General features: G+C 65.5%; 18 protein-coding genes. 9 read left to right on the forward strand and 9 right to left on the reverse strand.

The features are described from left to right. The first annotated feature begins 23 nt into the window (after positions 1-23). Positions 24-260, forward strand: a complete 237-nt coding sequence (locus AWB80_RS43290; RefSeq protein WP_143328056.1) for a hypothetical protein — start codon at positions 24-26, stop codon at positions 258-260. Between the two features lie 65 nt (positions 261-325). Here the strand turns inward: AWB80_RS43290 and def are convergent, their stop codons facing one another. The 5 genes from def to AWB80_RS16090 form a co-directional block, all read right to left on the reverse strand. Beyond that, positions 326-859, reverse strand: a complete 534-nt coding sequence (def, locus tag AWB80_RS16070) for a peptide deformylase (RefSeq protein WP_061175663.1) — start codon at positions 857-859, stop codon at positions 326-328. Beyond that, positions 856-2,934, reverse strand: coding sequence for an NAD-dependent DNA ligase LigA (ligA, locus tag AWB80_RS16075; protein WP_061175664.1), 2,079 nt, complete (start codon positions 2,932-2,934; stop codon positions 856-858). The genes def and ligA overlap by 4 nt, the downstream gene beginning before the upstream one ends. 190 nt (positions 2,935-3,124) lie before the next feature. After that, a complete protein-coding gene (locus AWB80_RS16080) occupies positions 3,125-4,375 on the reverse strand; it encodes a cell division protein ZipA C-terminal FtsZ-binding domain-containing protein (protein ID WP_061175665.1) in 1,251 nt (416 codons plus the stop codon). Between the two features lie 157 nt (positions 4,376-4,532). Next, entirely contained in the window at positions 4,533-8,048 is a 3,516-nt protein-coding gene (smc, locus tag AWB80_RS16085; protein WP_061175666.1) for a chromosome segregation protein SMC, read from the reverse strand. A 124-nt stretch (positions 8,049-8,172) separates the two neighbouring features. Beyond that, positions 8,173-9,150, reverse strand: a complete 978-nt coding sequence (locus tag AWB80_RS16090; protein ID WP_061175667.1) for a DMT family transporter — start codon at positions 9,148-9,150, stop codon at positions 8,173-8,175. Positions 9,151-9,340: 190 nt separating this feature from the next. Here AWB80_RS16090 and dapC point away from each other — a divergent pair, with 190 nt between their 5' ends. From dapC to cls, 6 genes are all read left to right on the forward strand, one after another. After that, positions 9,341-10,570, forward strand: a complete 1,230-nt coding sequence (gene dapC / locus AWB80_RS16095; protein WP_061175668.1) for a succinyldiaminopimelate transaminase — start codon at positions 9,341-9,343, stop codon at positions 10,568-10,570. Positions 10,571-10,606: 36 nt separating this feature from the next. Further along, the gene (gene dapD, locus AWB80_RS16100) at positions 10,607-11,434 is read left to right on the forward strand and encodes a 2,3,4,5-tetrahydropyridine-2,6-dicarboxylate N-succinyltransferase (RefSeq protein ID WP_061175669.1); all 828 of its coding nucleotides are present in this window, start codon (positions 10,607-10,609) and stop codon (positions 11,432-11,434) included. A gap of 2 nt (positions 11,435-11,436) precedes the next feature. Further along, positions 11,437-11,808: an ArsC family reductase gene (locus AWB80_RS16105; protein WP_061175670.1), complete on the forward strand. Its 372-nt coding sequence runs from the start codon at positions 11,437-11,439 to the stop codon at positions 11,806-11,808. 97 nt (positions 11,809-11,905) lie between these two features. Further along, positions 11,906-13,042, forward strand: coding sequence for a succinyl-diaminopimelate desuccinylase (dapE, locus tag AWB80_RS16110; protein ID WP_061175671.1), 1,137 nt, complete (start codon positions 11,906-11,908; stop codon positions 13,040-13,042). Between the two features lie 44 nt (positions 13,043-13,086). Beyond that, positions 13,087-13,971 (forward strand): 50S ribosomal protein L3 N(5)-glutamine methyltransferase, encoded by an 885-nt coding sequence (gene prmB / locus AWB80_RS16115; RefSeq protein WP_061175672.1) that lies wholly within the window; start codon positions 13,087-13,089, stop codon positions 13,969-13,971. A 130-nt stretch (positions 13,972-14,101) separates the two neighbouring features. After that, on the forward strand, positions 14,102-15,592 hold the full coding sequence (gene cls / locus AWB80_RS16120; RefSeq protein WP_061175673.1) for a cardiolipin synthase: 1,491 nt from the start codon (positions 14,102-14,104) through the stop codon (positions 15,590-15,592). Between the two features lie 13 nt (positions 15,593-15,605). Here cls and AWB80_RS16125 read toward each other — a convergent pair whose 3' ends face one another. After that, on the reverse strand, positions 15,606-16,097 hold the full coding sequence (locus AWB80_RS16125; protein WP_061175674.1) for a glutathione peroxidase: 492 nt from the start codon (positions 16,095-16,097) through the stop codon (positions 15,606-15,608). A gap of 156 nt (positions 16,098-16,253) precedes the next feature. On the opposite strand from AWB80_RS16125, the gene AWB80_RS16130 reads away from it, so the two are divergent. Continuing rightward, positions 16,254-18,194 (forward strand): ATP-binding cassette domain-containing protein, encoded by a 1,941-nt coding sequence (locus AWB80_RS16130; protein WP_061175675.1) that lies wholly within the window; start codon positions 16,254-16,256, stop codon positions 18,192-18,194. A gap of 15 nt (positions 18,195-18,209) precedes the next feature. Then, the gene (locus AWB80_RS16135; protein ID WP_061175676.1) at positions 18,210-19,229 is read left to right on the forward strand and encodes a CaiB/BaiF CoA transferase family protein; all 1,020 of its coding nucleotides are present in this window, start codon (positions 18,210-18,212) and stop codon (positions 19,227-19,229) included. Here the strand turns inward: AWB80_RS16135 and AWB80_RS16140 are convergent. The 3 genes from AWB80_RS16140 to alr form a co-directional block, all read right to left on the reverse strand. Continuing rightward, positions 19,226-19,489 carry a DUF2866 domain-containing protein gene (locus tag AWB80_RS16140; protein ID WP_061175677.1) on the reverse strand — a complete coding sequence of 88 codons (264 nt, stop codon included), beginning with the start codon at positions 19,487-19,489 and terminating at the stop codon, positions 19,226-19,228. The two genes, AWB80_RS16135 and AWB80_RS16140, sit on opposite strands and share 4 nt — an antisense overlap. Positions 19,490-19,651: 162 nt before the next feature. Further along, on the reverse strand, positions 19,652-21,034 hold the full coding sequence (gene radA / locus AWB80_RS16145; RefSeq protein WP_061175678.1) for a DNA repair protein RadA: 1,383 nt from the start codon (positions 21,032-21,034) through the stop codon (positions 19,652-19,654). Between the two features lie 31 nt (positions 21,035-21,065). Beyond that, positions 21,066-22,136, reverse strand: coding sequence for an alanine racemase (alr, locus tag AWB80_RS16150; RefSeq protein ID WP_061175679.1), 1,071 nt, complete (start codon positions 22,134-22,136; stop codon positions 21,066-21,068). Between the last annotated feature and the right edge of the window lie 108 nt (positions 22,137-22,244).

Here is a 22,244-nt window from a genome sequence, read left to right on the forward strand (position 1 = left end):
AACGGCATTGAGGGAGAATCGCCATGTCAGTTGAGATCATCGTTCGTGAGACAGGAACCGGTCTGGAGATCGTAAGCGGCCGACGACGGCTCGAAGCCCTGCTCGCCCTGCGCGACGAAGTCGTCGTGATGAGCCCCGGCGTTGGTGAAATGGTCGTCGCGCGCCTGCCCGACGGACGCCTGCAAGCCTCGGCGAATCCGGAGCATGTCGCGCTGTTTCGTCAGCCCGATGTTACCGGCAGCACCAAGACGTTGGCGTAAGGAAAAGGCCGCTCCTCGCGAAGCGGCCTTCCACTCGAATTCGTTACGGCCCGAAACGCGCGGCGTTACTCGTCGCGCACCGGATCGAGCCCCGGAAAGAGCACTTCCGTGAAGCCGAACTTCGAGAAGTCGGTAATGCGCATCGGATAGAGCTTGCCGATCAGATGGTCGCACTCGTGCTGTACGACGCGCGCGTGAAAGCCCTCGGCAAGCCGCTCGATCGCGCTGCCGTACTGGTCGAAGCCCTGATAGCGGATCATCGAGAAACGCTGCACCGCGCCACGCAGGCCAGGCACGGAGAGGCAACCTTCCCAGCCCTCCTCCATGTCATGCCCGTTCGGCGTGATGATCGGGTTGATGAGCACCGTCTCCGGCACCGACGGCGCGTCGGGATACCGCTCGTTGTGCCCGAAGCCGAAGATCACGACCTGCAGATCGACGCCGATCTGCGGCGCAGCGAGGCCCGCGCCGTTGGCGTCGCGCATCGTGTCGAACATGTCCTGCACGAGCGCGTGCAGTTCGGGCGTGTCGAAATGCTCGACCGGCTGCGCGATGCGCAAGAGGCGCGGATCGCCCATCTTCAGGATTTCGCGAATCATGGTGTGACTCCTTCCAAAAGCTTGTGCATGCCGTCTTCGTCGAGAACCGGAACTCCGAGTTCCTCGGCCTTCGCGAGCTTGCTGCCCGCATCCGCGCCCGCCACGACGTAGTCGGTCTTCTTCGATACCGAGCCGGCCACCTTCGCCCCGGCCGCCTCCAGCATCTCCTTCGCTTCCTCGCGCGACAGCGTGGGCAGCGTCCCCGTCAGCACGACGGTCTTGCCGGCCAGCACGCCCTGCGGCGCCTTCGGCGCGGGCGGTCCTTCCGGCCATGACACCTTCGCGCGCAACTGCTCGATCACATGCTGGTTGTGTTCCTCGCCGAAGAAATTGTGTATGGCCTCGGCGACGATCGGGCCGACATCGTTGACTTCAAGCAATTCTTCGACCGACGCCGCCATGATCGGATCAAGCGAGCCGAAGTGCTTGGCCAGATCCTTCGCCGTCGATTCGCCCACGTGCCGGATGCCCAGCGCATAGATGAAGCGCGGGAGCGTCGTCTTGCTCGCCTTCTCCAGCGAATCGATCAGGTTCTGCGCGGATTTGTCCGCGAAACGGTCGAGCGCGGCGAGCGTCGAGAAACCGAGATGGAAGAGATCGGCGGGTGTGCGCACCAGATTCTGCTCGACCAGTTGATCGATGATTTTCTCGCCGAGCCCGTCGATATCGAGCGCGCGGCGCTGCGCGAAATGCCACAGCGCCTGCTTGCGCTGCGCCGGACAGAACAGCCCGCCCGTGCAGCGCGCAATCGCCTCGTCCGGCAGACGCTCGATCTTCGAGCCGCAGACCGGGCATTGCGTCGGCATGACGAACTCGCCCGCGCCGGCGGGACGGCGATCGAGGATCGCGCCGACGACTTCGGGAATCACGTCGCCCGCGCGCCGCACAATGACCGTGTCGCCGATGCGGATGTCCTTGCGGCGCACCTCGTCCTCGTTGTGCAACGTCGCGTTGGTGACGGTCGCGCCGCCGACGAACACCGGCGCGAGCCGCGCGACCGGCGTGATCGCGCCGGTGCGGCCCACTTGCACGTCGATCGCGAGCAGTTCCGTCAACGCTTCCTGCGCGGGAAACTTGTGCGCGAGCGCAAAGCGCGGCGCGCGCGATACGAAACCGAGCTTGTCCTGCTCATCGCGCCGATCGACCTTGTAGACGACGCCGTCGATGTCATACGGCAGCGTGTCGCGCTTCTCGCCGATCTTGCCGAAAAAGCCGAGCAAGCCGTCCGCGCCTTGCACGACCGCGCGCTCCGCATTCACCGGCAGGCCCATTTCCTTGTACCAGTCGAGCAGCGCCGCGTGCGTGGCGGGCATCCCGGCGCCGTCCAGCGTGCCGATACCGTAAGCGAAGAACGACAGCGAGCGTTGCGCGGTCATCTTCGGGTCGAGCTGGCGCAAACCGCCCGCCGCCGCGTTGCGCGGATTCGCGAATTCGCGCTGCCCGGCGTCGCGCTGACGCGCGTTCAGGCGCTCGAAATCGCGCTTGAACATCAGCACCTCGCCGCGCACATCGAGCCGCTTCGGCACGTTCTTGCCCTTCAGCGTGAGCGGAATCGAGCGAATGGTGCGCACGTTCGCCGTGACGTCTTCGCCGGTCGCGCCGTCGCCGCGCGTCGCGGCCTGCACGAAACGGCCGTCCTCGTAACGCAGGGAAATGGCGAGTCCATCGAACTTCAGCTCGCACGCGTACTCCACGGGCACGTGACCCAGCGCGTCGGACACGCGCTTGTCGAAGGCGGCGATGTCCTCGTCCGCGAAGCCGTTGTTGAGCGAGAGCATCGGCACGTCATGGACGACCGGCGTGAAACCCGCGGCCACTTCACCACCCACACGCTGCGTCGGCGAATCCGGCGTGATGAGGTCCGGATGATCGGCTTCGATGCCCTGAAGCTCCTTGAACAGCGTGTCGTATTCGGCGTCGGGCAGATCCGGCTGATCCAGCACGTAATACGCGTAGTTCGCGCGCTCCAGCTCGGAGCGCAGCCACGCCGCGCGCTCGGCCGGACGATCGGCGCTCGGCACGGTGGCTTCCGACCTGGCGGCAGCGGCGGATTCGGCTTTTGTTTTTGCGGACATGCGGCTTGGAGAAAGTGGTAAGTCAGTCAACCGACCGTTCGATTGTCTCAGAAGATCGGTCCATGGTGGCATCGGCCGAACGGCCTATGTGCGGGCGTCGGTGCGGCGGCGCGCACGCAAAGAAAAACGCCCCGGCTGGGGCGCGATTCTCTGACGCGAGCGCGGTTCGTCGAACGCGCGCAGCACGGCGCTATTGGCTGAAAAGACGCCGCGTCGCGGGCGAGCCGGCCGGAATGCCCGCCTGCTCCAGCTTCGCATACAGCGTCATCAACTGCTTTTCGATGGCGAGCAGCGCGGATTCGGGCAGCGGCCGGCGCTGATCGTCGACGACGCGCGCGCCGATGCGCTCCGACAGCGATTTCGCGTAATCGCACATCAGCCTGAACGGCAGGATGTCTTCATCGGCGACCGGCACGTCGAGCACCAGCGTGATCATCTGGCCGCCCTTGTAGGTCAGGTCGTCGCGCAGGAAGTTGGTGTCGCCGAACTGGAGCATGAAGACCGGATTCTGCTTCGCGTCGAGCTTCACGAAACGCGTGCCGTCGCGCGAGAGCAGGAGACCATCCTGCGACGCCACCGCCTGCACGTAGTTCGCGGACCACGGCGCGCCGTCGGAGAGAATGTTGATCGAGAGTTGCGCGTCGCATTGCGCGGCGAACGCGTCGAGCTCGCGCGCCATGCCGACGGTTTCCATCATGTCGGGAAATTCGGGCGCGCCGTCGATCGCGTCGGCGAGGCGCTGCACGCCGGTCACGAACTCGGAGAATTCGAGCTCGTTCAACGGTCCGCTGCGGTTCGCCAGTTGCGCGGCCGCGCGCAACTCGTCGTAGCGCACGCCGTTGCGCGGCAACTCCCATGCGCTCTCGCCCTCGCTCTTGCCTTCGATCGTCACGGGCTTCGTGCCGGCGCGACGCAGGCGTTGCGCGAGCGGAATCACGCGATCGCCCGGGACCGGCGCGGCGAGACGAATCGGCACGACGCAATCGATGCGGCGATCCACGACCGCCGGCGGCGCCGACGAAATCGTCGTCGCGGCGGGCATCACGGGTTCGGTGCGTTCGTCTTCCGTATCGCGTTCGGGTTCCTGCGCCGCGCCATTGGCGGAAGTCGCCTCGGCCTGGAGATCGACGGCTGTATCGGCCGGCGCGACCGATGGCGCCGGGTTCGCGCTGCCGAAGCTCGGCTCCATGCGCGTGTCGCGCGGCTGATCGTCGGTGGCATCGTCGCCCGCGACCGGCTCGCGGCGCGACTGGCGCACGGGCTCGATGAACGGCTGCTGCTCGTCGTCCGCTTCCTGGCGGGCGAGCGCATCCGCCGCTTCGTCGGGCATCGGACGCGGCATCTTGCGCCGCACCTTCGCGCTCTGCCACGCGTTGTACACGACCACGCCGCCCACCACCACGGCTCCGGCTCCAATCAAACCGAGTGTCAACTCGTCCATGCACGCTCCACTATTCTTTCAAGTTACGAAGCGCCGCGCGATCTGTCGCACGCATCGCGCCGCGTTCCGGCTTCTCGCCGCCGCCTGGCCGATGCGCGCCACTCCGCGTCTGGCGCACGCCCTTCACTCAATCAAAACTGTTGCGACGCGCGAGGCTTCAGCCGTTCTGCGCGAAGCCCGACGCGGCTTCCATATCCACCGCGACGATGCGCGACACGCCCTGCTCCTGCATCGTCACACCGATCAGTTGCTGCGCCATTTCCATCGCGATCTTGTTGTGCGAGATGAACAGGAACTGCGTCTTGGCCGACATCGCGCGCACGAGGTTCGCAAAACGTTCCGTGTTGGCGTCGTCGAGCGGCGCGTCCACTTCGTCGAGCAGACAGAACGGCGCAGGATTCAACTGGAACATCGCGAACACGAGCGCGGTGGCGGTCAGCGCCTTCTCACCGCCCGAAAGCAGGTGAATGGTCGAATTCTTCTTGCCGGGCGGCTGCGCCATCACCTGCACGCCGGCGTCGAGAATTTCGTCGCCGGTCATGATGAGCTTCGCCTGGCCGCCGCCGAACAGACGCGGGAACAACTCGCCGAAGTGACGGTTGACCTCGTCGAACGTGCCTTGCAGCAGGGCGCGCGTTTCCTGGTCGATCTTCTGGATCGCGTCTTCCAGCGTGCCGATGGCGTTGTTCAGATCGGCCGATTGCGCGTCGAGGAAATGCTTGCGCTCGGTCGCCGCCGAGAGCTCTTCGAGCGCGGCCATGTTGACCGGCCCGAGCGCGAGGATCGCGTTGTTCAGGCGCGTGACCTCGCCTTGCAGATACGACGGCTTCATGTCCGGCGTGAGCTTCGCGGCGAGTTCGGCTTCGTCGACGCCCGCTGCCTCCAACTGTTCGACGAACTGCTCGCCGCTGATGCGCGCCGCCTGCTCCTTCAGCTGCAATTCGTTGATCCTGTCGCGCAGCGGCTGCAGCGAGCGTTCGGCCATCAGACGCTGCTCGTCGGACTGGCGCAGCCGCGCGGTGAGATCGTCCAGTTCGACACGCGCCACGTGCAGGGATTCCTCACGCGCCGCGCGCACTTCTAGCGCGTCGTGCAGGCCGGTCTGCGCCGTCTGCTCGTTGATGGTTTCGAGTTCGGCGCGCGCATCTTCCAGCGCGCCCGCGATGCGTTCACTCTGGTCGTGCGCCGTCTCGATGTTGCGCTTGTATTCGTCGATCTTCGCGGACAGGCCGCGCACCGCGAAACTCGCGTCGCTCGCCGCGCGTTCCAGTTCGCGCAATTCATGGCGCGCGCTGGTCAACGTTTCATCGAGCGATTCGAAGGCGAGCTGGTTGTCCTCGAAACGCGCCTGCAACTGCGCGATCTCGCCATCGTGACGCTCGAACGCGGCTTCCGATTCGGCCCGCAACGCGCGCTGTTCCTCGATCTGCGCGGCGATCTCTTCGAGTTCGTCGCCGATCTGCGTGTTGCGCTGCGTGTAGCGCTCGTGCGCCTGGGCGAGCTTGAGCACGTCCAGTTGCAGTGCGTGGACGCGTTGCGTCGCGCGTTCAGCGGCGGCGCGTGCCTCCGCGAGCGTCTGCGAGGCTTGCGTGTGCGCGGCATCGGCGCGCACGGCGCTGGCTTTGGCTTCGTCGGACAGCAGCGCCTGCGCGCGAACCTGCTTCGTGAGGTTCTCGATTTCCTGCGCCCGCGCAAGCATGCCAGCCTGCTCGGAATCGGCCGCGTAGAGCTGCACGCCCACGCGCGTCACGATATGCCCCGCCTTCACGACGAACGCAGCGCCCTCCGGCAACTGATTGCGCGATGCCAGCGCGGCGCCGATATCGTCGGCAACGAAAGTCGTGGCAAGCCATTCGTTGAGGACGGCGCGCAGACCCGGATCGTCGATGCGCACGAGCGACAGCAGCGAGCGCAGTCCTTGCGGCGCCTCGACCGGCTTACCGGCGACGGGCGGCGAATAGAACGCGAGTTTGGCGGGCGGCGCATCGGTGGCGAAGGCCTTGACCCAGTCCAGATTCGATACTTCCAGCGCGGCGAGACGCTCGCGCAGCACCGATTCGAGCGCCCCTTCCCAGCCGGTCTCGACGTGCAGCTTCTTCCAGAGCCGCGGCAACGCGCCGAGCTCGTGCTTGTCGAGCCACGGCTGAATCTTGCCTTCGGTCTGCACGCTTTCCTGAAGCTGCTTCAACGCGGCGAGGCGCGCTTCGAGCTGATGGATTTGCGCGCTTTCCTTTTGCACGCGCTCCTGCGCTTCACGGCGCGCGGCGTCCAGACGCGGCACCGTTTCCTGCGCATCTGCGAGACGCGCTTGCGCTTCGGCGAGAATCTCTTCGTTCTCGGCGAGCTGCATGCGCAATTCTTCGAGATGCGCTTCGTCGGGTGCGTCCAGCCCTTTCGCTTCGCTCTTGAGCCGCTCCTGGCGCTGCTGCAATTGCTGAAGCTGTTGATCCGCGTTGCGCTGATGCGCCGCTTCGAGCTTCAGCGCCTGCTCCGCGCGCGCGATACCCGCGCGCTCATCGTTGAGCTGTGCTTGCGCGTCGCGCCAGCGGGCTTCGAGCGCGGGCAGCGCGTCGTGCTTCGCGGCGGCGGTATCCGCAGCGATCGCGGCCTTCTCTTCGCCTTCGGCGAGCGCATCGGTGGCGGTATCGATTTCATCGCGCGCCTTCTGCGCCTGCACCTGCCACTGCTCGCGCTGCGCGGTGAGCGCGGCGATCTGCGCCTGCACGCGATTGCGCGATTCGACGATGAAGCGGATCTCCGCTTCCAGCCGGCTCACTTCGGCGTTGGCTTCGTACAGCGAGCCTTGCGCGCCCTGCATCGCGTCGCTCGCGCTGTAATGCGCGACGCGCAGCGTTTCCAGTTGCGCCTCGACTTCGCGCAGACGCGCGGTCTGCGCTTCGAGCTCGACCTGCGCCTCGCGGATCGCGCGCTGCTGGCGCTCGGCCTCGTTGCCCGCTTCCTTCTTGCGCAAGAGCCACAGAAGGCGCTGCTTCTCTTCGCCTTCGGCCTGCAATTCCTTGTACTTCGTCGCGACGACCGCCTGCCCTTCGAGCTTCTCGAGATTGGTCGACAGCTCGCGGACGATGTCTTCGACACGCGTCAGATTTTCGCGCGTGTCATGCAGACGGTTCTCGGTCTCGCGACGGCGCTCCTTGTACTTCGACACGCCCGCCGCTTCTTCGAGAAACACGCGCAGCTCTTCCGGCTTCGCCTCGATGATCCGCGAGATCATGCCCTGCCCGATGATCGCGTAGGCGCGCGGGCCGAGACCCGTGCCGAGGAAGATGTCCTGAATGTCGCGGCGGCGCGCGGGCAGATTGTTGATGTAGTAGCTGGAGGTGCCGTCGCGCGTCAGCACGCGCTTCACGGCGATTTCGCCGTAGCTGCTCCACTGACCGGCGGCGCGGCCGTCGGCGTTATCGAAAATGAGTTCGACGCTCGCCCGGCTGCCGGGCTTGCGCGCCGTCGAGCCATTGAAGATCACGTCCTGCATCGATTCGCCGCGCAGCTCGGAGGCGCGCGATTCGCCGAGCACCCAGCGCACGGCATCGATGATGTTGGACTTGCCACAGCCATTCGGTCCGACCACGCCGACGAGCTGGCCGGGAACCTGGAAATGCGTGGGATCGACGAAGGACTTGAAGCCAGCGAGTTTTATCGAGGTCAGACGCACGGCGATATCGCTGTTTTGAATTGATGACGGAGGATAGATGGCAGACAGGCCGCATCGCGGCCCGTCGATCGCATTCGGTCACGCCACGCGACGACGCATGCATGTCCCGGCGAAGCGGACACCATCATACCATCGCGCGAGTCGATTTCTTTTTGCTTTCCGGCGCGTGTCCGGCGATGTCGAGTGCCTCGGGCGCGGGAGGCGAACGCTGCGCACGCGGCCGGTGCACCCACGCCGACAGCACGCACGCGACGACGATGCACGCACCGCCCGCCCATTCGCGCGGGCCGGGCACTTCGCCCGCGAAGAGCCACGCGGACAGCGCCGTGACGACGAGCTCGAACAGCATGATGATGGACGCGCGATTGGCCGGCACGCGAGCGAGCCCCACCTGCACGATGATGTTGTTCACTGCGAGCACGACGCCCAGGCCGATTACGATGAACGCCACCGTGGGCAGCAGCGCGGCGGCGGGCGGCGTGGGCATCGGCTCGAACAGCGTGATGACGCAGGCGACGAGCGCCGCGCCGCCGAAGATCACCGCGGTACGCATCTCGGGTTTCATCGCGGGCAGCGTGCGCGTGACCTTGACGACGAGCACGTTGCTCATCGCGAAACCCATGCCGCCCATGAGACCGGCCCATTCCGCGAGATCGGCGGGCAGGGGCATGCCGAGTTCGGGCGACCAGAGCATCGTCACGGCGCCCGCCAGCGAGAGCAACGACAGCGCGGCGTCGGCGCGCGTCAAACGTTCCTTCAGAATGAAGTGCGCGAAGATCGCGGTCCATGCGGGCGTCAGATAGAAGAGCAGCAGCACGCGCATCACCTGCCCGTGGATCGCGCCCCATACGAAGCCGATGTTGGTCACGCCCGCCGCCACGCCGAGCGCGACGAGCAGCCAGTGCCAGGACAGCGTGCTGAGCGAGCGGCGTTTGACCAGCAGCACGAAGACGCACGCGGCGGCGCTCGTGGTCGCGCTGGCGGCGGTACCGGTCAGGCCCATCGCGGCGAGCATGCGCATCGGATACCACACGAGCCCCCACACCGACGCGCCGATCATGATCGCGAGCGTCGGCCATGCGTTGTGCAGGCCACGGCTCATGGCTGCGCCTCAATCATTTTTGTTACGGTCATTCGTACTGTCATCCTTCGTGCCGCGCGCCGCTGCCCGCTTGCGGGCCGGGGCCGCGCGCTATAATCGTGAGCTTGCTTCGCGTCCGTTCACGTCTTCCGATGCCGCCCTCGCAGGCGCTTTGCCTCGCGCGCATCGCTCACTGCTTACCGGTCACGCCGTGAATCCACTTCTCAAGAAACTTCAGCCCTATCCGTTCGAAAAGCTCCGTGTGCTCTTCAAGGGCATCGAGCCGCGCGCCGGATTCACGCCGATCAGCTTCGGCATCGGCGAGCCGAAGCATCCGACGCCCACGCTGATCCGCGATGCAGTGATCAATGCGCTCGACGGCCTCGCCTCTTATCCGGCGACGCTCGGCAGCGAGCCGCTGCGCGCGGCGATCGCGGCCTGGGTCATGCAGCGCTACGGCCTCGAATCGGTCGATCCGGCCACTGAAGTGCTGCCCGTGTCCGGCTCGCGGGAAGCGCTGTTCGCGCTCGCGCAGACCGTGATCGACAGCCGCACCAAGAAGGACGCCGCTGATGCCGCCGAACCGCCCATCGTACTCTGTCCGAACCCGTTCTATCAAATCTACGAAGGCGCGGCCTTGCTCGCGGGCGCCGAGCCGTACTTCGTCAACAGCGACCCGGCGCGCAACTTCGCGTGCGATTATTCCGCCGTGCCCGATCACATCTGGGCGCGCACGCAACTGCTCTACGTCTGCTCGCCGGGCAACCCAACGGGCGCGGTGCTCACGCTCGAGAACTGGCGCGAGCTCTTCGCGCTGTCGGACAAGCACGGTTTCGTGATCGCGTCGGACGAGTGCTACTCGGAAATCTATTTCGACGAAACCAATCCGCCGCTCGGCGGCCTCGAGGCGGCGCGCCTGCTCAAGCGCGGCTTCGAGCGCCTCGTGATGCTGTCGAGCCTGTCGAAGCGCTCGAACGTGCCGGGCATGCGCTCGGGTTTCGTCGCGGGCGACGCGTCGGTGCTGAAGGATTTTCTGCTCTACCGCACGTATCACGGCGCGGCGCTGTCGACGGTATTTCAGCGCGCGAGCATCGCCGCGTGGCAGGATGAAACGCACGTGCGCGACAACCGCGCGAAGTATCTGGAAAAATTCCAGACGGTCACGCCGATGCTCGCCGACGTGCTCGACGTGCGTCTGCCCGACGCCGCGTTCTACCTTTGGGCGAACGTCGCGGGCACCGGGCTCACGGATACCGAGTTCGCGGCGCGCCTGTACGCCGACTATAATGTGACGGTTCTGCCGGGCTCTTTTCTCGCTCGCAGCGCGCACGGCACGAATCCCGGCGAGGGCTTCGTACGCATCGCGCTCGTGGCCGGGAACGAAGAATGTGTCGAAGGAGCCCGCCGCATCGTCGAATTCTGCCGCTCGCTCAGGTCATGAGACTTGCCGGTCCAATCCTCCATCCTTGATACCACTATGTCGCAACAACTTCAGAGCATCATCGATACCGCCTGGGAAAACCGCGCCGAGCTGTCGCCCAAGGCCGCGCCCGCCGAAGTCCGCGAAGCCGTCGCACACGCGATCGAGCAGCTCGACAAAGGTCAGATGCGCGTCGCCGAAAAGCGCGACGGCGAATGGATCGTGAATCAGTGGCTCAAGAAGGCCGTGCTGCTGTCGTTCCGCCTGGAAGACAACGCGCCGATGCCCGCCGGCGGCTACTCGCAGTTCTACGACAAGGTGCCTTCGAAATTCGCCAATTACACGGCGGAAGACTTCGCGGCGGGCGGCTTTCGCGTGGTGCCGCCGGCCATCGCGCGCCGCGGCTCGTTCATCGCGAAGAACGTCGTGCTGATGCCGTCGTACACCAACATCGGCGCATATGTCGACGAAGGCTCGATGGTCGACACCTGGGCCACCGTCGGTTCGTGCGCGCAGATCGGCAAGAACGTGCATCTGTCGGGCGGCGTGGGCATCGGCGGCGTGCTGGAGCCGCTGCAGGCGAACCCGGTCATCATCGAGGACAACTGCTTCATCGGCGCGCGTTCGGAAGTGGTGGAAGGCGTGATCGTCGAAGAGAACTCGGTCATCTCGATGGGCGTGTATCTCGGCCAGTCGACCAAGATCTACGACCGCGAAACCGGCGAAGTCACGTATGGCCGCATTCCGGCGGGCTCGGTGGTCGTCGCGGGCAATCTGCCGTCGAAGGACGGTTCGCACAGCCTGTACTGCGCGGTGATCGTCAAGAAGGTCGACGCCAAGACGCGCGCGAAAGTCGGCCTGAACGAACTGCTGCGAGGCGACTGATCGTGGCGCGCGGTTCCACTCCGACCACGGTCGTCTACGGCATTCCGAATTGCGACACCGTGAAGAAAGCGCGCGTGTGGCTGGAAGAGCACGGCGTGCCGTTCGAGTTTCACGACTTCAAGAAGGCCGGCGTGTCGAACGCGCTGATTCAGGACTGGCTCAAGGACGTGCCGCTCGAGCAGCTCTTCAACAAGCGCGGCACCACCTGGCGCGGCCTGTCCGACGTGCATAAGGCCGAAGCCGACACCACCTCCGGCGCGATCGCGCTGATGATCCACAAGCCGTCGATCATCAAGCGGCCCGTCGTCGTGGTGAACGGGCGCGTGAAAACGCTCGGGTTTTCAGCCGAGCAGTACGAAACGCTCTTCGTCTGAGCCAGAGCGATGACTGTGAACTCGACGGTCATCGCCAAATCGCTACGAGTGCCGGCCCGCGCGCCGGCATTTTTTATCGCACTCACGTGAATCGACCATGTCCGGCACCCTCTCCCTCACCGAAGCGCTGATCGAACGCGCATCCGTCACGCCCGACGATCAGGCTTGTCAGGCGCTCATGATCGAGCGGCTCGCGGCCATCGGCTTCGAATGCGAAACTTTTCGATCGGGCGGCGTCACCAACCTGTGGGCCGTGAAGCGCGGCACGGACGCTTCGGCCAGACTGCTCGCGTTCGCCGGCCACACGGATGTCGTGCCGACCGGTCCGCTCGAACAATGGACCTCGCCGCCCTTCACGCCCACGCATCGCGACGGCAAGCTCTACGGGCGCGGCGCGGCGGACATGAAGGCGTCGCTCGCGGCGTTCGTCGTGTCGAGCGAGGAATTCGTCGCGAAGCATCCGGAGCATCGCGGCACGCTCGCGTTTCTCATCACGAGCGATGAAGAAGGCCCCGCCACCGACGGCACGATCAAGGTCGTCGAAGCGCTGAAAGCGCGCGGCACGCGGCTCGATTACTGCATCGTCGGCGAGCCGACCTCGAACGCCACGCTCGGCGACATGGTCAAGAACGGCCGGCGCGGCTCGATGACGGGCAAGCTCGTCGTCAAGGGCGTGCAGGGGCATATCGCGTATCCGCATCTCGCGAAAAATCCCGTGCATCTGCTCGCGCCCGCGCTGGCCGAGCTGGTCGCCGAGTGCTGGGACGACGGCAACGAGTATTTTCCGCCGACGACCTGGCAGGTTTCCAACCTGCATTCCGGCACGGGCGCGACCAACATCATTCCCGGCCACGCCGATCTGATGTTCAACTTCCGCTTCTCCACCGCGAGCACGGTGGAAGGCTTGCAAAGCCGCGTGCACGCGATTCTCGACAAGCACGGCCTCGACTACGATCTGAAGTGGATCGTGAGCGGCCTGCCGTTTCTCACGCCGCGCGGCGAGCTTTCGGATGCGCTCGAAAAGGCCATCGCCGATGAAACCGGCGTGCGCGCCGAACTGTCTACTACCGGCGGCACCTCCGATGGACGCTTCATCGCGCAGATCTGCGATCAGGTGGTCGAGTTCGGTCCGCCCAACGGCACGATCCACAAGATCGACGAGCATGTCGAAGTGCGCTTCATCGAGCCGTTGAAGAACGTGTACCGCCGCGTGCTCGAACAGCTGATCGCCTGACTCATCTGCGTAAATTGATCTCACACAATAAAAAGGAGCCTTTGATGGCGCTGCCCTTCACCACCGTGCGCGACCTGCTGCGCTTCGGCGTCTCGCGCTTCACCGAAGCGGGCCTCTCGTTCGGCCACGGCTCGACCAATGCCTACGACGAAGCCGCGTACCTGATCCTGCACACGCTGCATCTGCCGCTCGACACGCTCGAACCGTTCCTCGACGCGCGCCTGCTCGACAACGAAATCGACGCCGTCATGAAAGTGATCGAGCGCCGCGCGAAGGAACGCATTCCCGCCGCGTACATCACGCAGGAAGCATGGATGCACGGCCGCCGCTTTTACGTCGACGAGCGCGTGATCGTGCCGCGCTCGTTCATCGGCGAACTGTTGCAGGACGGTCTGCAACCGTATGTGGCCGATCCCGATCAGGTCACGCGCGTGCTCGAACTGTGCACCGGCTCGGGCTGTCTCGCGATTCTCGCGGCGCAGGCCTTCGAGAACGCGGATGTCGATGCCGTCGATATCTCCGCCGATGCGCTCGCGGTCGCGCGCCGCAACGTCGACGAATATGATCTCGGCGAACGCGTGCGCCTTCATGAAGGCGATCTGTACGCGCCGCTGTCGGCCGAGCGTTACGAGGTGATCATCACGAATCCGCCCTACGTCAACGCCAACGCAATGCAGGCGCTGCCGGAAGAGTACCGGCACGAGCCCGAACTCGCGCTCGCGGGCGGCGCGGACGGCATGGACGTGGTGCGGCGCATCGTGCGCGACGCGCGCAACTGGCTCACCGAGGACGGCGTGCTCGTCGTCGAAATCGGCAACGAGCGGCCGAACGTGGAGGCCGCGCTGGGCGGTCTCGATCTCGTGTGGCTCTCGACGAGCGCCGGCGACGACAACGTGTTCCTGATCCAGGCCGCCGATCTTCCCTCCTGAAGCCTCCGCCCGGGCGATCGTTGCGGCGACACACGCTGCAACGATCGCTGACACTTCGCGCGCGAGGGTTGGGTAAGATGGCGAATCGCCATCAGCGAAGCCCTTCGCTCCCTACAGCACCCTGGCGCTTATGCAAGCATCCGACTGGCTACACCTCGGCACGCTCGTGATGGCCGCGCATGCGCTCGGCGTGATCGCCGCGATCCATGCCGTCATCAACACACGCACGTCGCAAGGCGCGGTGGCGTGGGCAGTGTCGCTCGTCGCGATGCCCTATTTCACGCTGATTCCCTATCTCTTCCTCGGCCGCAGCAAGTTCGCGGGCTATATCGACGAGCGGCGGCTGGAAATCGAGATCCTGCGCAACCGTTCGAAGCCCGCCGAGTGGGATTCGGGCGCGCGCAGCGATGCGCCCGAGAGCGCCCCGCTCATCGATTCCACGGGCGCGCGCGGCGAGATCGCGCCGGGACCGGCCGCCTATCTCGGCAATCCGACCATCCGCACGCTGCAGCGCCTCTCCGGCATGCCGTTCCTGCGCGGCAACTCGGCGCGCGTGCTCATCAACGGCGACGCCACCTTCGCCGCGATCCTCGATGCCATCGCCGCGGCCGAACGCTATGTGGCCGTGCAGTTCTTCATCGTGCGCGCCGACGCGCTCGGCGACATGCTCAAGGACGCGCTGATCCGAAAAGCCCAGTCCGGCGTGCGCGTCTACTTCCTCTACGACAGCATCGGCAGCTTCGATCTGCCGCATCGCTACGTGAACGCGCTGCGCGCGGGCGGCGTCGAGGCGCATCCGTTCGCGGCCACGCGCAAATTCGTGCACCGCTTCCAAATCAACTTCCGCAATCATCGGAAGATCGTCGTGGTGGACGGCAAATGCGCGTTCGTCGGCGGGCATAACGTGGGCGTCGAGTATCTCGGCGGCAATCCGCGTCTCTCGCCGTGGCGCGACACCCATGTGGAAGTGCGCGGCCCGGCGGTCGCGAGCATCCAGTTCGTCTTCACGGAAGACTGGTACTGGGCGACCCAGCGCCTGCCCGAACTCGGTCCCGCGCCGCCTTCGGACGGCAACATGCATTGCATGGTGCTGTCGAGCGGCCCTGCCGACAAACAGGAAACCTGCTCGCTCTTTTTCGTCGAGGCGATCAACGCGGCGCGCGAGCGCATCTGGATCACGTCGCCTTATCTGATTCCCGACGAAGCCGTGTTCTCGGCGCTCAGGCTCGCCGTGATGCGCGGCGTGGACGTGCGCATCCTGATTCCGAGCCGGCGCGATCATCGCGTGGTGTTCGCAGCGTCGCGGCTCTATGCGTACGATCTGTGGCAGGCGGGCGTGCGCATCTTTCGCTACGAACCGGGCTTTCTGCATCAGAAAGTCGTGCTCGTCGACGACATCGCCGCGGCGATCGGCAGCGCGAACCTCGACAACCGCTCGTTTCGCCTGAACTTCGAGATCACGGTGCTGACGGTCGATCGCGCGTTCGCCAACGAAGTGGAAGCGATGCTGCGCGCGGACTTCGCGCTCGCCTTCGAGATCGACGGCAACGACTATCGCGGCAAGGCGTTCTGGCGACGCATGGCGATGCACGTCGCACGACTTTTCTCACCGATTCTCTGAGCGCGCCGAAATTTCAGAGCAGCTTCTCGATGTCCTCGACGATCGATTCGGGCTTGGTCTGCGGCGCATAGCGCTTCACCACGTTGCCCTGGCGGTCGACGAGAAACTTCGTGAAGTTCCACTTGATCGCCTCGATGCCGAGCAAACCCGGCTCCTTGTCCTTCAGATATTTGTAGAGCGGATGCGCGTTCGCGCCGTTCACCTCGATCTTGCCGAACATCGGAAACGTGACGCCGTAGTTCTTCTCGCAGAAGCTGCCGATCTGCCCGGCATCGCCCGGTTCCTGCTTGCCGAACTGGTTGCACGGGAAACCGAGCACCTCGAAGCCGCGCGCAGCAAGCTCCTGGTAAATGTGCTGCAAACCGTTGTATTGCGGCGTGAAACCGCACTCGCTGGCCGTATTCACGATCAGCAACACCTTGCCGCGATAAGTGTCGAGACCGACGGTCGCGCCGTCGAGTGTTTCGGCCGAAAAGCCGTAGATGCCGTCACTGGCTGCGCTCATGGCACGCTCCGCAAATGAATTCGATGTACGACAGGCGATGCTAACCCGGCGCGCGTTCCTGTGCCATTGGCCGAACGGCCTACCCCTGCGCGGCAACCGGTCCGGTCTAAAATAGCGCTTTCCTTCCAAGCCGCGCCCTTTCGCCGCCAATTCGACGTGATCCGTTTCAATCAGTTCAGCCTGTCCCGCGGCACCAAGCCGCTTTTCGAAGAGACGACCTTCACGCTCAACCCGGGCGAGAAAGCCGGTCTCGTCGGCGCGAACGGCGCGGGCAAGTCCACGCTGTTTTCCGTGCTGCGCGGCGAGCTGCACGCGGACGGCGGCGATTTCTCGATGCCGCCGTCGTGGCGCATCGCGCACGTCGCGCAGGAAACGCCCGCGGTGGACCGCAGCGCGCTCGACTACACGCTCGACGGCGACACGCATCTGCGCGCGATCGAGGCGCGCATCGCGTCGGCCTCCGCCGCGCACGACGGCGCCGCCGAAGCCGAAGCGCATGCCGCCTTCGCCGACGCCGACGGCTACACCGCGCCCGCGCGCGCCGAAACGCTGCTGCTCGGCCTCGGCTTCACGCTCGAACAGACGCGCGAGCCGGTGTCGAGCTTTTCGGGCGGCTGGCGCATGCGCCTGAATCTCGCGCAGGCGCTGATGTGTCCGTCCGATCTGCTGCTGCTCGACGAACCGACCAACCACCTCGACCTCGACGCCATCGTCTGGCTCGAAGACTGGCTCGGGCGCTATGCGGGCACGCTCGTCGTCATTTCGCACGACCGCGAGTTTCTCGATTCGGTATGCAACGTCACGCTGCATCTGGAAAATCGTCAGGTGAAGCGCTACGGCGGCAATTACAGCCAGTTCGAAGTGCTGCGCGCGCAGCAGCTCGCGCTGCAGCAGAGCGCCTACGAGAAGCAGCAGAGGACGGTCGCGCATCTGCAGAGCTTCATCGACCGTTTCAAGGCCAAGGCGACCAAGGCGAAGCAGGCGCAAAGCCGCGTGAAGGCGCTGGAGAAAATGGAGCTGATCGCGCCCGCGCATGCGAGTTCGCCCTTCACCTTCGAATTCCGCGAGCCCGACGCCGCGCCCAATCCGATGATCGTCATGGAAAGCGTGCGCTGCGGCTATCACGACGAAGCAGGCGGCGAGATTCCGATCGTCGACGGGGTGACGCTGTCGATCCAGAACGGCCAGCGCATCGGCCTGCTCGGCGCGAACGGGCAAGGCAAGTCGACGCTCATCAAGACGCTCGCGCAGACGCTCGAACCGCTTTCCGGCGACGTCCGCCAGGGCAAGGGCTTGCAGATCGGCTATTTCGCGCAGCATCAGCTCGAAACGCTGCGCCCGGACGACTCCGCGCTCCAGCATCTCGCGCGCCTCGCGCCCGATACGCGCGAGCAGGAGTTGCGCGACTTTCTAGGCAGTTTCAACTTCTCCGGCGAGATGGCGACCGCGAAGATCGCGCCCTTCTCCGGCGGCGAGAAGGCGCGGCTCGCGCTGGCGCTCGTCATCTGGCAGAAACCGAATCTGCTGCTGCTCGACGAACCGACCAACCACCTCGACCTCGAAACCCGCCATGCCCTGACGATGGCGCTCGCGCAGTTCGAGGGCACGCTGATTCTCGTGTCGCATGACCGGCACCTGCTGCGCGCGACGACCGATACCTTCATGCTCGTCGCGAAGCATCGCCTGACTCCGTTCGACGGCGATCTCGACGACTATCGCGACTGGCTGCTGCAACACGCCGCCGAAGTACGCGCGGCGGCGAAGGAAGCGAACGGCGCGGCGTCGGGCGACGCGCAGGACAGCGGGCCGAATCGCAAGGAACAGCGCCGGCAGGAAGCGCAGGAGCGGCAGAAGTTCGCGCATCTGAGGAAGCCGCTGCAGTCGCGCATCGCGAAGATCGAGAAAGAGATGGAGAAGCTCAACGCCGAGAAGTCGACGCTCGAAACGTTCGTCGCGGATCCGGCGAGCTACGAAGCCGCGATGAAGGCGAAGCTCACCGAGACGATCCGCCGTCAGGGCGAAGTCAACGCACGTCTCGAAACGCTCGAACTGGAGTGGCTCGAAGCACACGAAGAACTCGAGCAAATCGGCTCATAACCGGAGATCGACGACTTGACGCCATCCCTCACAGGCCTGCGCGTGCTGGACCTGACGCGGCTTCTTCCCGGACCGGTCGCTACGTTGCGGCTCGCCGAACTCGGCGCCGACGTGCTCAAGATCGAGCCGCCGGGCGAAGGCGACTACACGCGCACGATGATGCAAAGCGAAGCGGACCGGCAAAACGGCACGCCGAGCGCGTTCTATCGCATCGTCAATCGCGGCAAGCGGCAACTCACGCTCGACCTCAAGACCGACGAAGGCCGCGCGAAACTGATCGAACTCGCGCGCGACGCCGACGTGCTCGTCGAAAGCTTTCGCCCTTCGGTGATGGCGCGGCTGGGCGTCGGCTATGACGTGCTGCGCGAGGCAAATCCGAAGCTCGTCTATTGCGCGATCACGGGATTCGGCAGCGACGGGCCGTTCGCGCACAAAGCCGGTCACGATCTGAACTACATCGCCTACGCAGGCGTGCTCGATCAGCTTGCCGCGCGCGACGGCACGCCCGTCGCACCGAATTTTCAGCTCGCGGACCTGCTCGGCGGCGCGCTGTCGGCCGTGATGGAAATACTCGCGGCGGCGTGGCACGTCGCGCGTGGCGGCGAAGGACGCTGCCTGAATGTGTCGATGACGCACGCGACGCACGCGCACAACGTGATGGCGCATGTCGCGCTGACCAATGCCAACGAAGCCGGAACGCGCGCCGGCGCGGGCCTGCTGAACGGCGGTGCGCCGTGCTACGACGTGTATCGCACCCGCGATGACCGCTTCGTCGCAGTCGGCGCGCTGGAACTGAAGTTCTGGCAAACCTTGTGCGAGGCGCTCGGCCGTCCCGACTGGGCGACGCGGCACTGGAGCCTCGGCCAAGCGATCGGCGGAACGGATGCGGCGGAATTGTCGGCGGAACTGGCCGCGCGGTTTCGCGAGCACACGCGCGACGAATGGATGGCGCTGCTGGAGCCGCTCGATTGCTGCGTCGCGCCGGTGCTCACGCCCGCCGAAGCGGCGCTGCATCCGCTGTTCCGCGCCGCCTAGCGCCGCGGCAAGACCTGGCGCGGCGGGCGTTCGTCGTCGACGAGCACGTGTTTGCGCCCCGTTACGTGTTCGCGGATGGTCGCGACGACTTCATCCTCGGTGACATCGGCCGCGACGACGCGACGCGAGATCTGGCCTTGCTCGTCGATCCATTCGACGATCCGGCAGCCGCTTCCCCAGGGCTGTTGCAGCGGCGCGGAGACACGGCATCCGCGCAGATGGAACGCGGGCTTCGGCCGGCTTGCGTTTGAGTGTTTCAATGCGTGGTCCTCTCGATCCTTCCGGTCACCTCGCTTCTTGACATGTCCATAGCGAAGTTGGCCGGTTCCGTAGCATTGAAAGGATAAGAAAACCGCGCGCCGCGTAGGTTACATTGCGCAACGGGATTTTTACGCCGCATTACCAAGGGTCCGACCACGGGTTCATTCGAGATCCCGAACCCGGTCGATCGCTTCCTCGATTCGATCCACCGCGATCACCTTCAGGCCGTCGATCGCCTGCTTCGGCGCGTTCGCCTTCGGAATCAGCGCGACCGAAAAGCCGAGCTTGGCCGCTTCCTTCAGGCGGTCCTGTCCGCGCGGCGACGGCCGGATTTCGCCCGCCAGCCCTACTTCGCCGAACGTGATGAGGCCCTTGGGCAATGGCTTGTTGCGCATCGACGAATGAATCGCGAGCAGCACGGCCAGATCCGCTGCGGGCTCGGTGATCTTCACGCCGCCGACCGCGTTGAGAAACACATCCTGATCGAAACACGCGATGCCGGCATGCCGATGCAGAACGGCCAGCAACAGCGCGAGCCGGTTTTGCTCCAGCCCCACCGCGAGCCGGCGCGGATTGGGCACATGGGCGGTGTCGACCAGCGCCTGCACCTCGACGAGCAACGGCCGCGAGCCTTCCTGCGTCACGAGCACGCACGAACCCGGCACGCTTTGCTCGTGCTGCGACAGAAACAGCGCCGATGGATTCGCGACGCCGCGCAAGCCCTTTTCCGTCATCGCGAAGACGCCGAGTTCGTTGACCGCGCCGAAGCGGTTCTTGAACGCGCGCACGAGCCGGAACGACGAATGCGTATCGCCCTCGAAATACAGCACGGTATCGACGATATGTTCGAGCACGCGCGGCCCCGCGAGACTGCCCTCTTTCGTCACGTGGCCGACCATGATGATCGACGTGCCCGTCTGCTTCGCGATGCGCGTCAGTTGCGCCGCGCACTCGCGCACCTGCGCGACCGAACCGGGCGCGGAAGTCAGCGCTTCGGAATAAATGGTCTGGATGGAGTCGATCACGGCGACTTCAGGCCGTTGCTCGTCGATGGTCGCCTGAATCTTTTCGAGCTGGATTTCCGCGAGCAGCGCGAGATCGCCCGCCGCGCTTTCCCCGATCAAGCCGAGCCGTTGCGCGCGCAACGCGATCTGCGCGCCGGATTCCTCGCCGCTCACATAGAGCGCGGGCCGCTCGCGCGCGATCTCCGCGAGCGATTGCAACAGCAAAGTCGATTTGCCGATGCCCGGATCACCGCCGATCAGCACCACGCCGCCGGGCACGAGGCCGCCGCCCAGCACGCGGTCGAACTCGCCGACGCCGGTCGTGAAGCGCGGCACGTCCGACGCCTCGATATCGGCGAGCTTGCGCACCGCCGAACTTTTCGCGAGCGCCTGGAAGCGATGCGTGGAGGGCGCCTGCTCCACGCCTTCCACCAACGTGTTCCACGCTCCGCACGCGGCGCACTGGCCGGTCCATTTCGGCGATTGTCCGCCGCATTCGCTACACGTATAGAGCGTCTTTGCCTTCGCTGCTTTTGCCACACACTGCCTTGCTGTGAGTTTTCGTTGAGAGTTATTCCGCGCGCACCGGCACGCGCTGCGCGATCGCGCACATGAGTTCGTAGCCGACCGTGCCGGCCGCGCTCGCGACATCGTCGATCGGCAGATTCGCGCCCCACAATTCGACACGCGAGCCGATGCCCGCGCTCGGGCACGGCGTCAGATCGACGGTCAGCATGTCCATCGACACGCGGCCGACGAGCTTGGTCCGCACACCGTCGACGATCACGGGCGTGCCTTCCGGCGCCACGCGCGGATAGCCGTCCGCGTAGCCGCACGCGACCACGCCGATGCGCATCGAGGTGCCCGCGGTGAAGGTCGAGCCATAGCCGATGCTGCTTCCCGCGCTGACGGTCTGCACGGCGATCAGCTCGGACTGGAGCGTCATCGCGGGCTTGAGGCCAGTGCCGGCGATGTCGGCGGTCACGCCCGACGGCGACGCGCCATACAGCATGATGCCGGGCCGCACCCAGTCGACGTGCGCGTCCGGATGCCACAGCACCGCCGCCGAATTCGCGAGGCTGCGCGCGCCCGCGATACCTTCCGCGCCGCGTTCGAACGCGTCGAGCTGATGCGCGATGCCGCGCGGGCCGTCGGCATCGGAAAAATGGGTCATGAGCGTGATCTGGCCGACGCCCTGCACGGCGCGCGCGCGCTCCCACGCGGCGCGGTACTTCTCGGGCGTGTAGCCGAGGCGGTTCATGCCGCTGTTCATCTTCAACTGGATGTTGACCGGCTTCGAGAGGCGCGCCATTTCCAGCATGCGCAACTGCTCGTCGCAATGCACGGCCGTGGTCAGGCTGTAGCGGTCGATCACGTCGATATCGGTGGGCCGGAAAAAGCCTTCGAGCAAAAGAATCGGGCCCGCCCAGCCCAATTCACGCAACTTCGCGGCTTCTTCGAGGTCGAGAAGGCCAAAGCCGTCCGTCGCGCGCAGTCCGGGGAACGCCCGGGCGAGTCCGTGGCCATACGCATTGGCCTTGACGACAGCCCAGATCCTGGATTTCGGCGCGTACTTGCGTGCAATGGCGAGGTTGTTGGCGAGCGCGGCGGTGTGGATTGTTGCTGAAAGGGGGCGCGGCATGAGCGTTTGGAGGAAGTGCGGTGAGTGCGATCGAAACGACCAGCATACGACAGCGGGACACGTCCTGCTGCCCCGATCGGGACACGTTGTGAATCAGTATCTTATGAA

This window comes from Caballeronia pedi, from assembly GCF_001544915.2.
In the GTDB taxonomy this organism is placed as follows: Bacteria; Pseudomonadota; Gammaproteobacteria; order Burkholderiales; family Burkholderiaceae; genus Caballeronia; species Caballeronia pedi.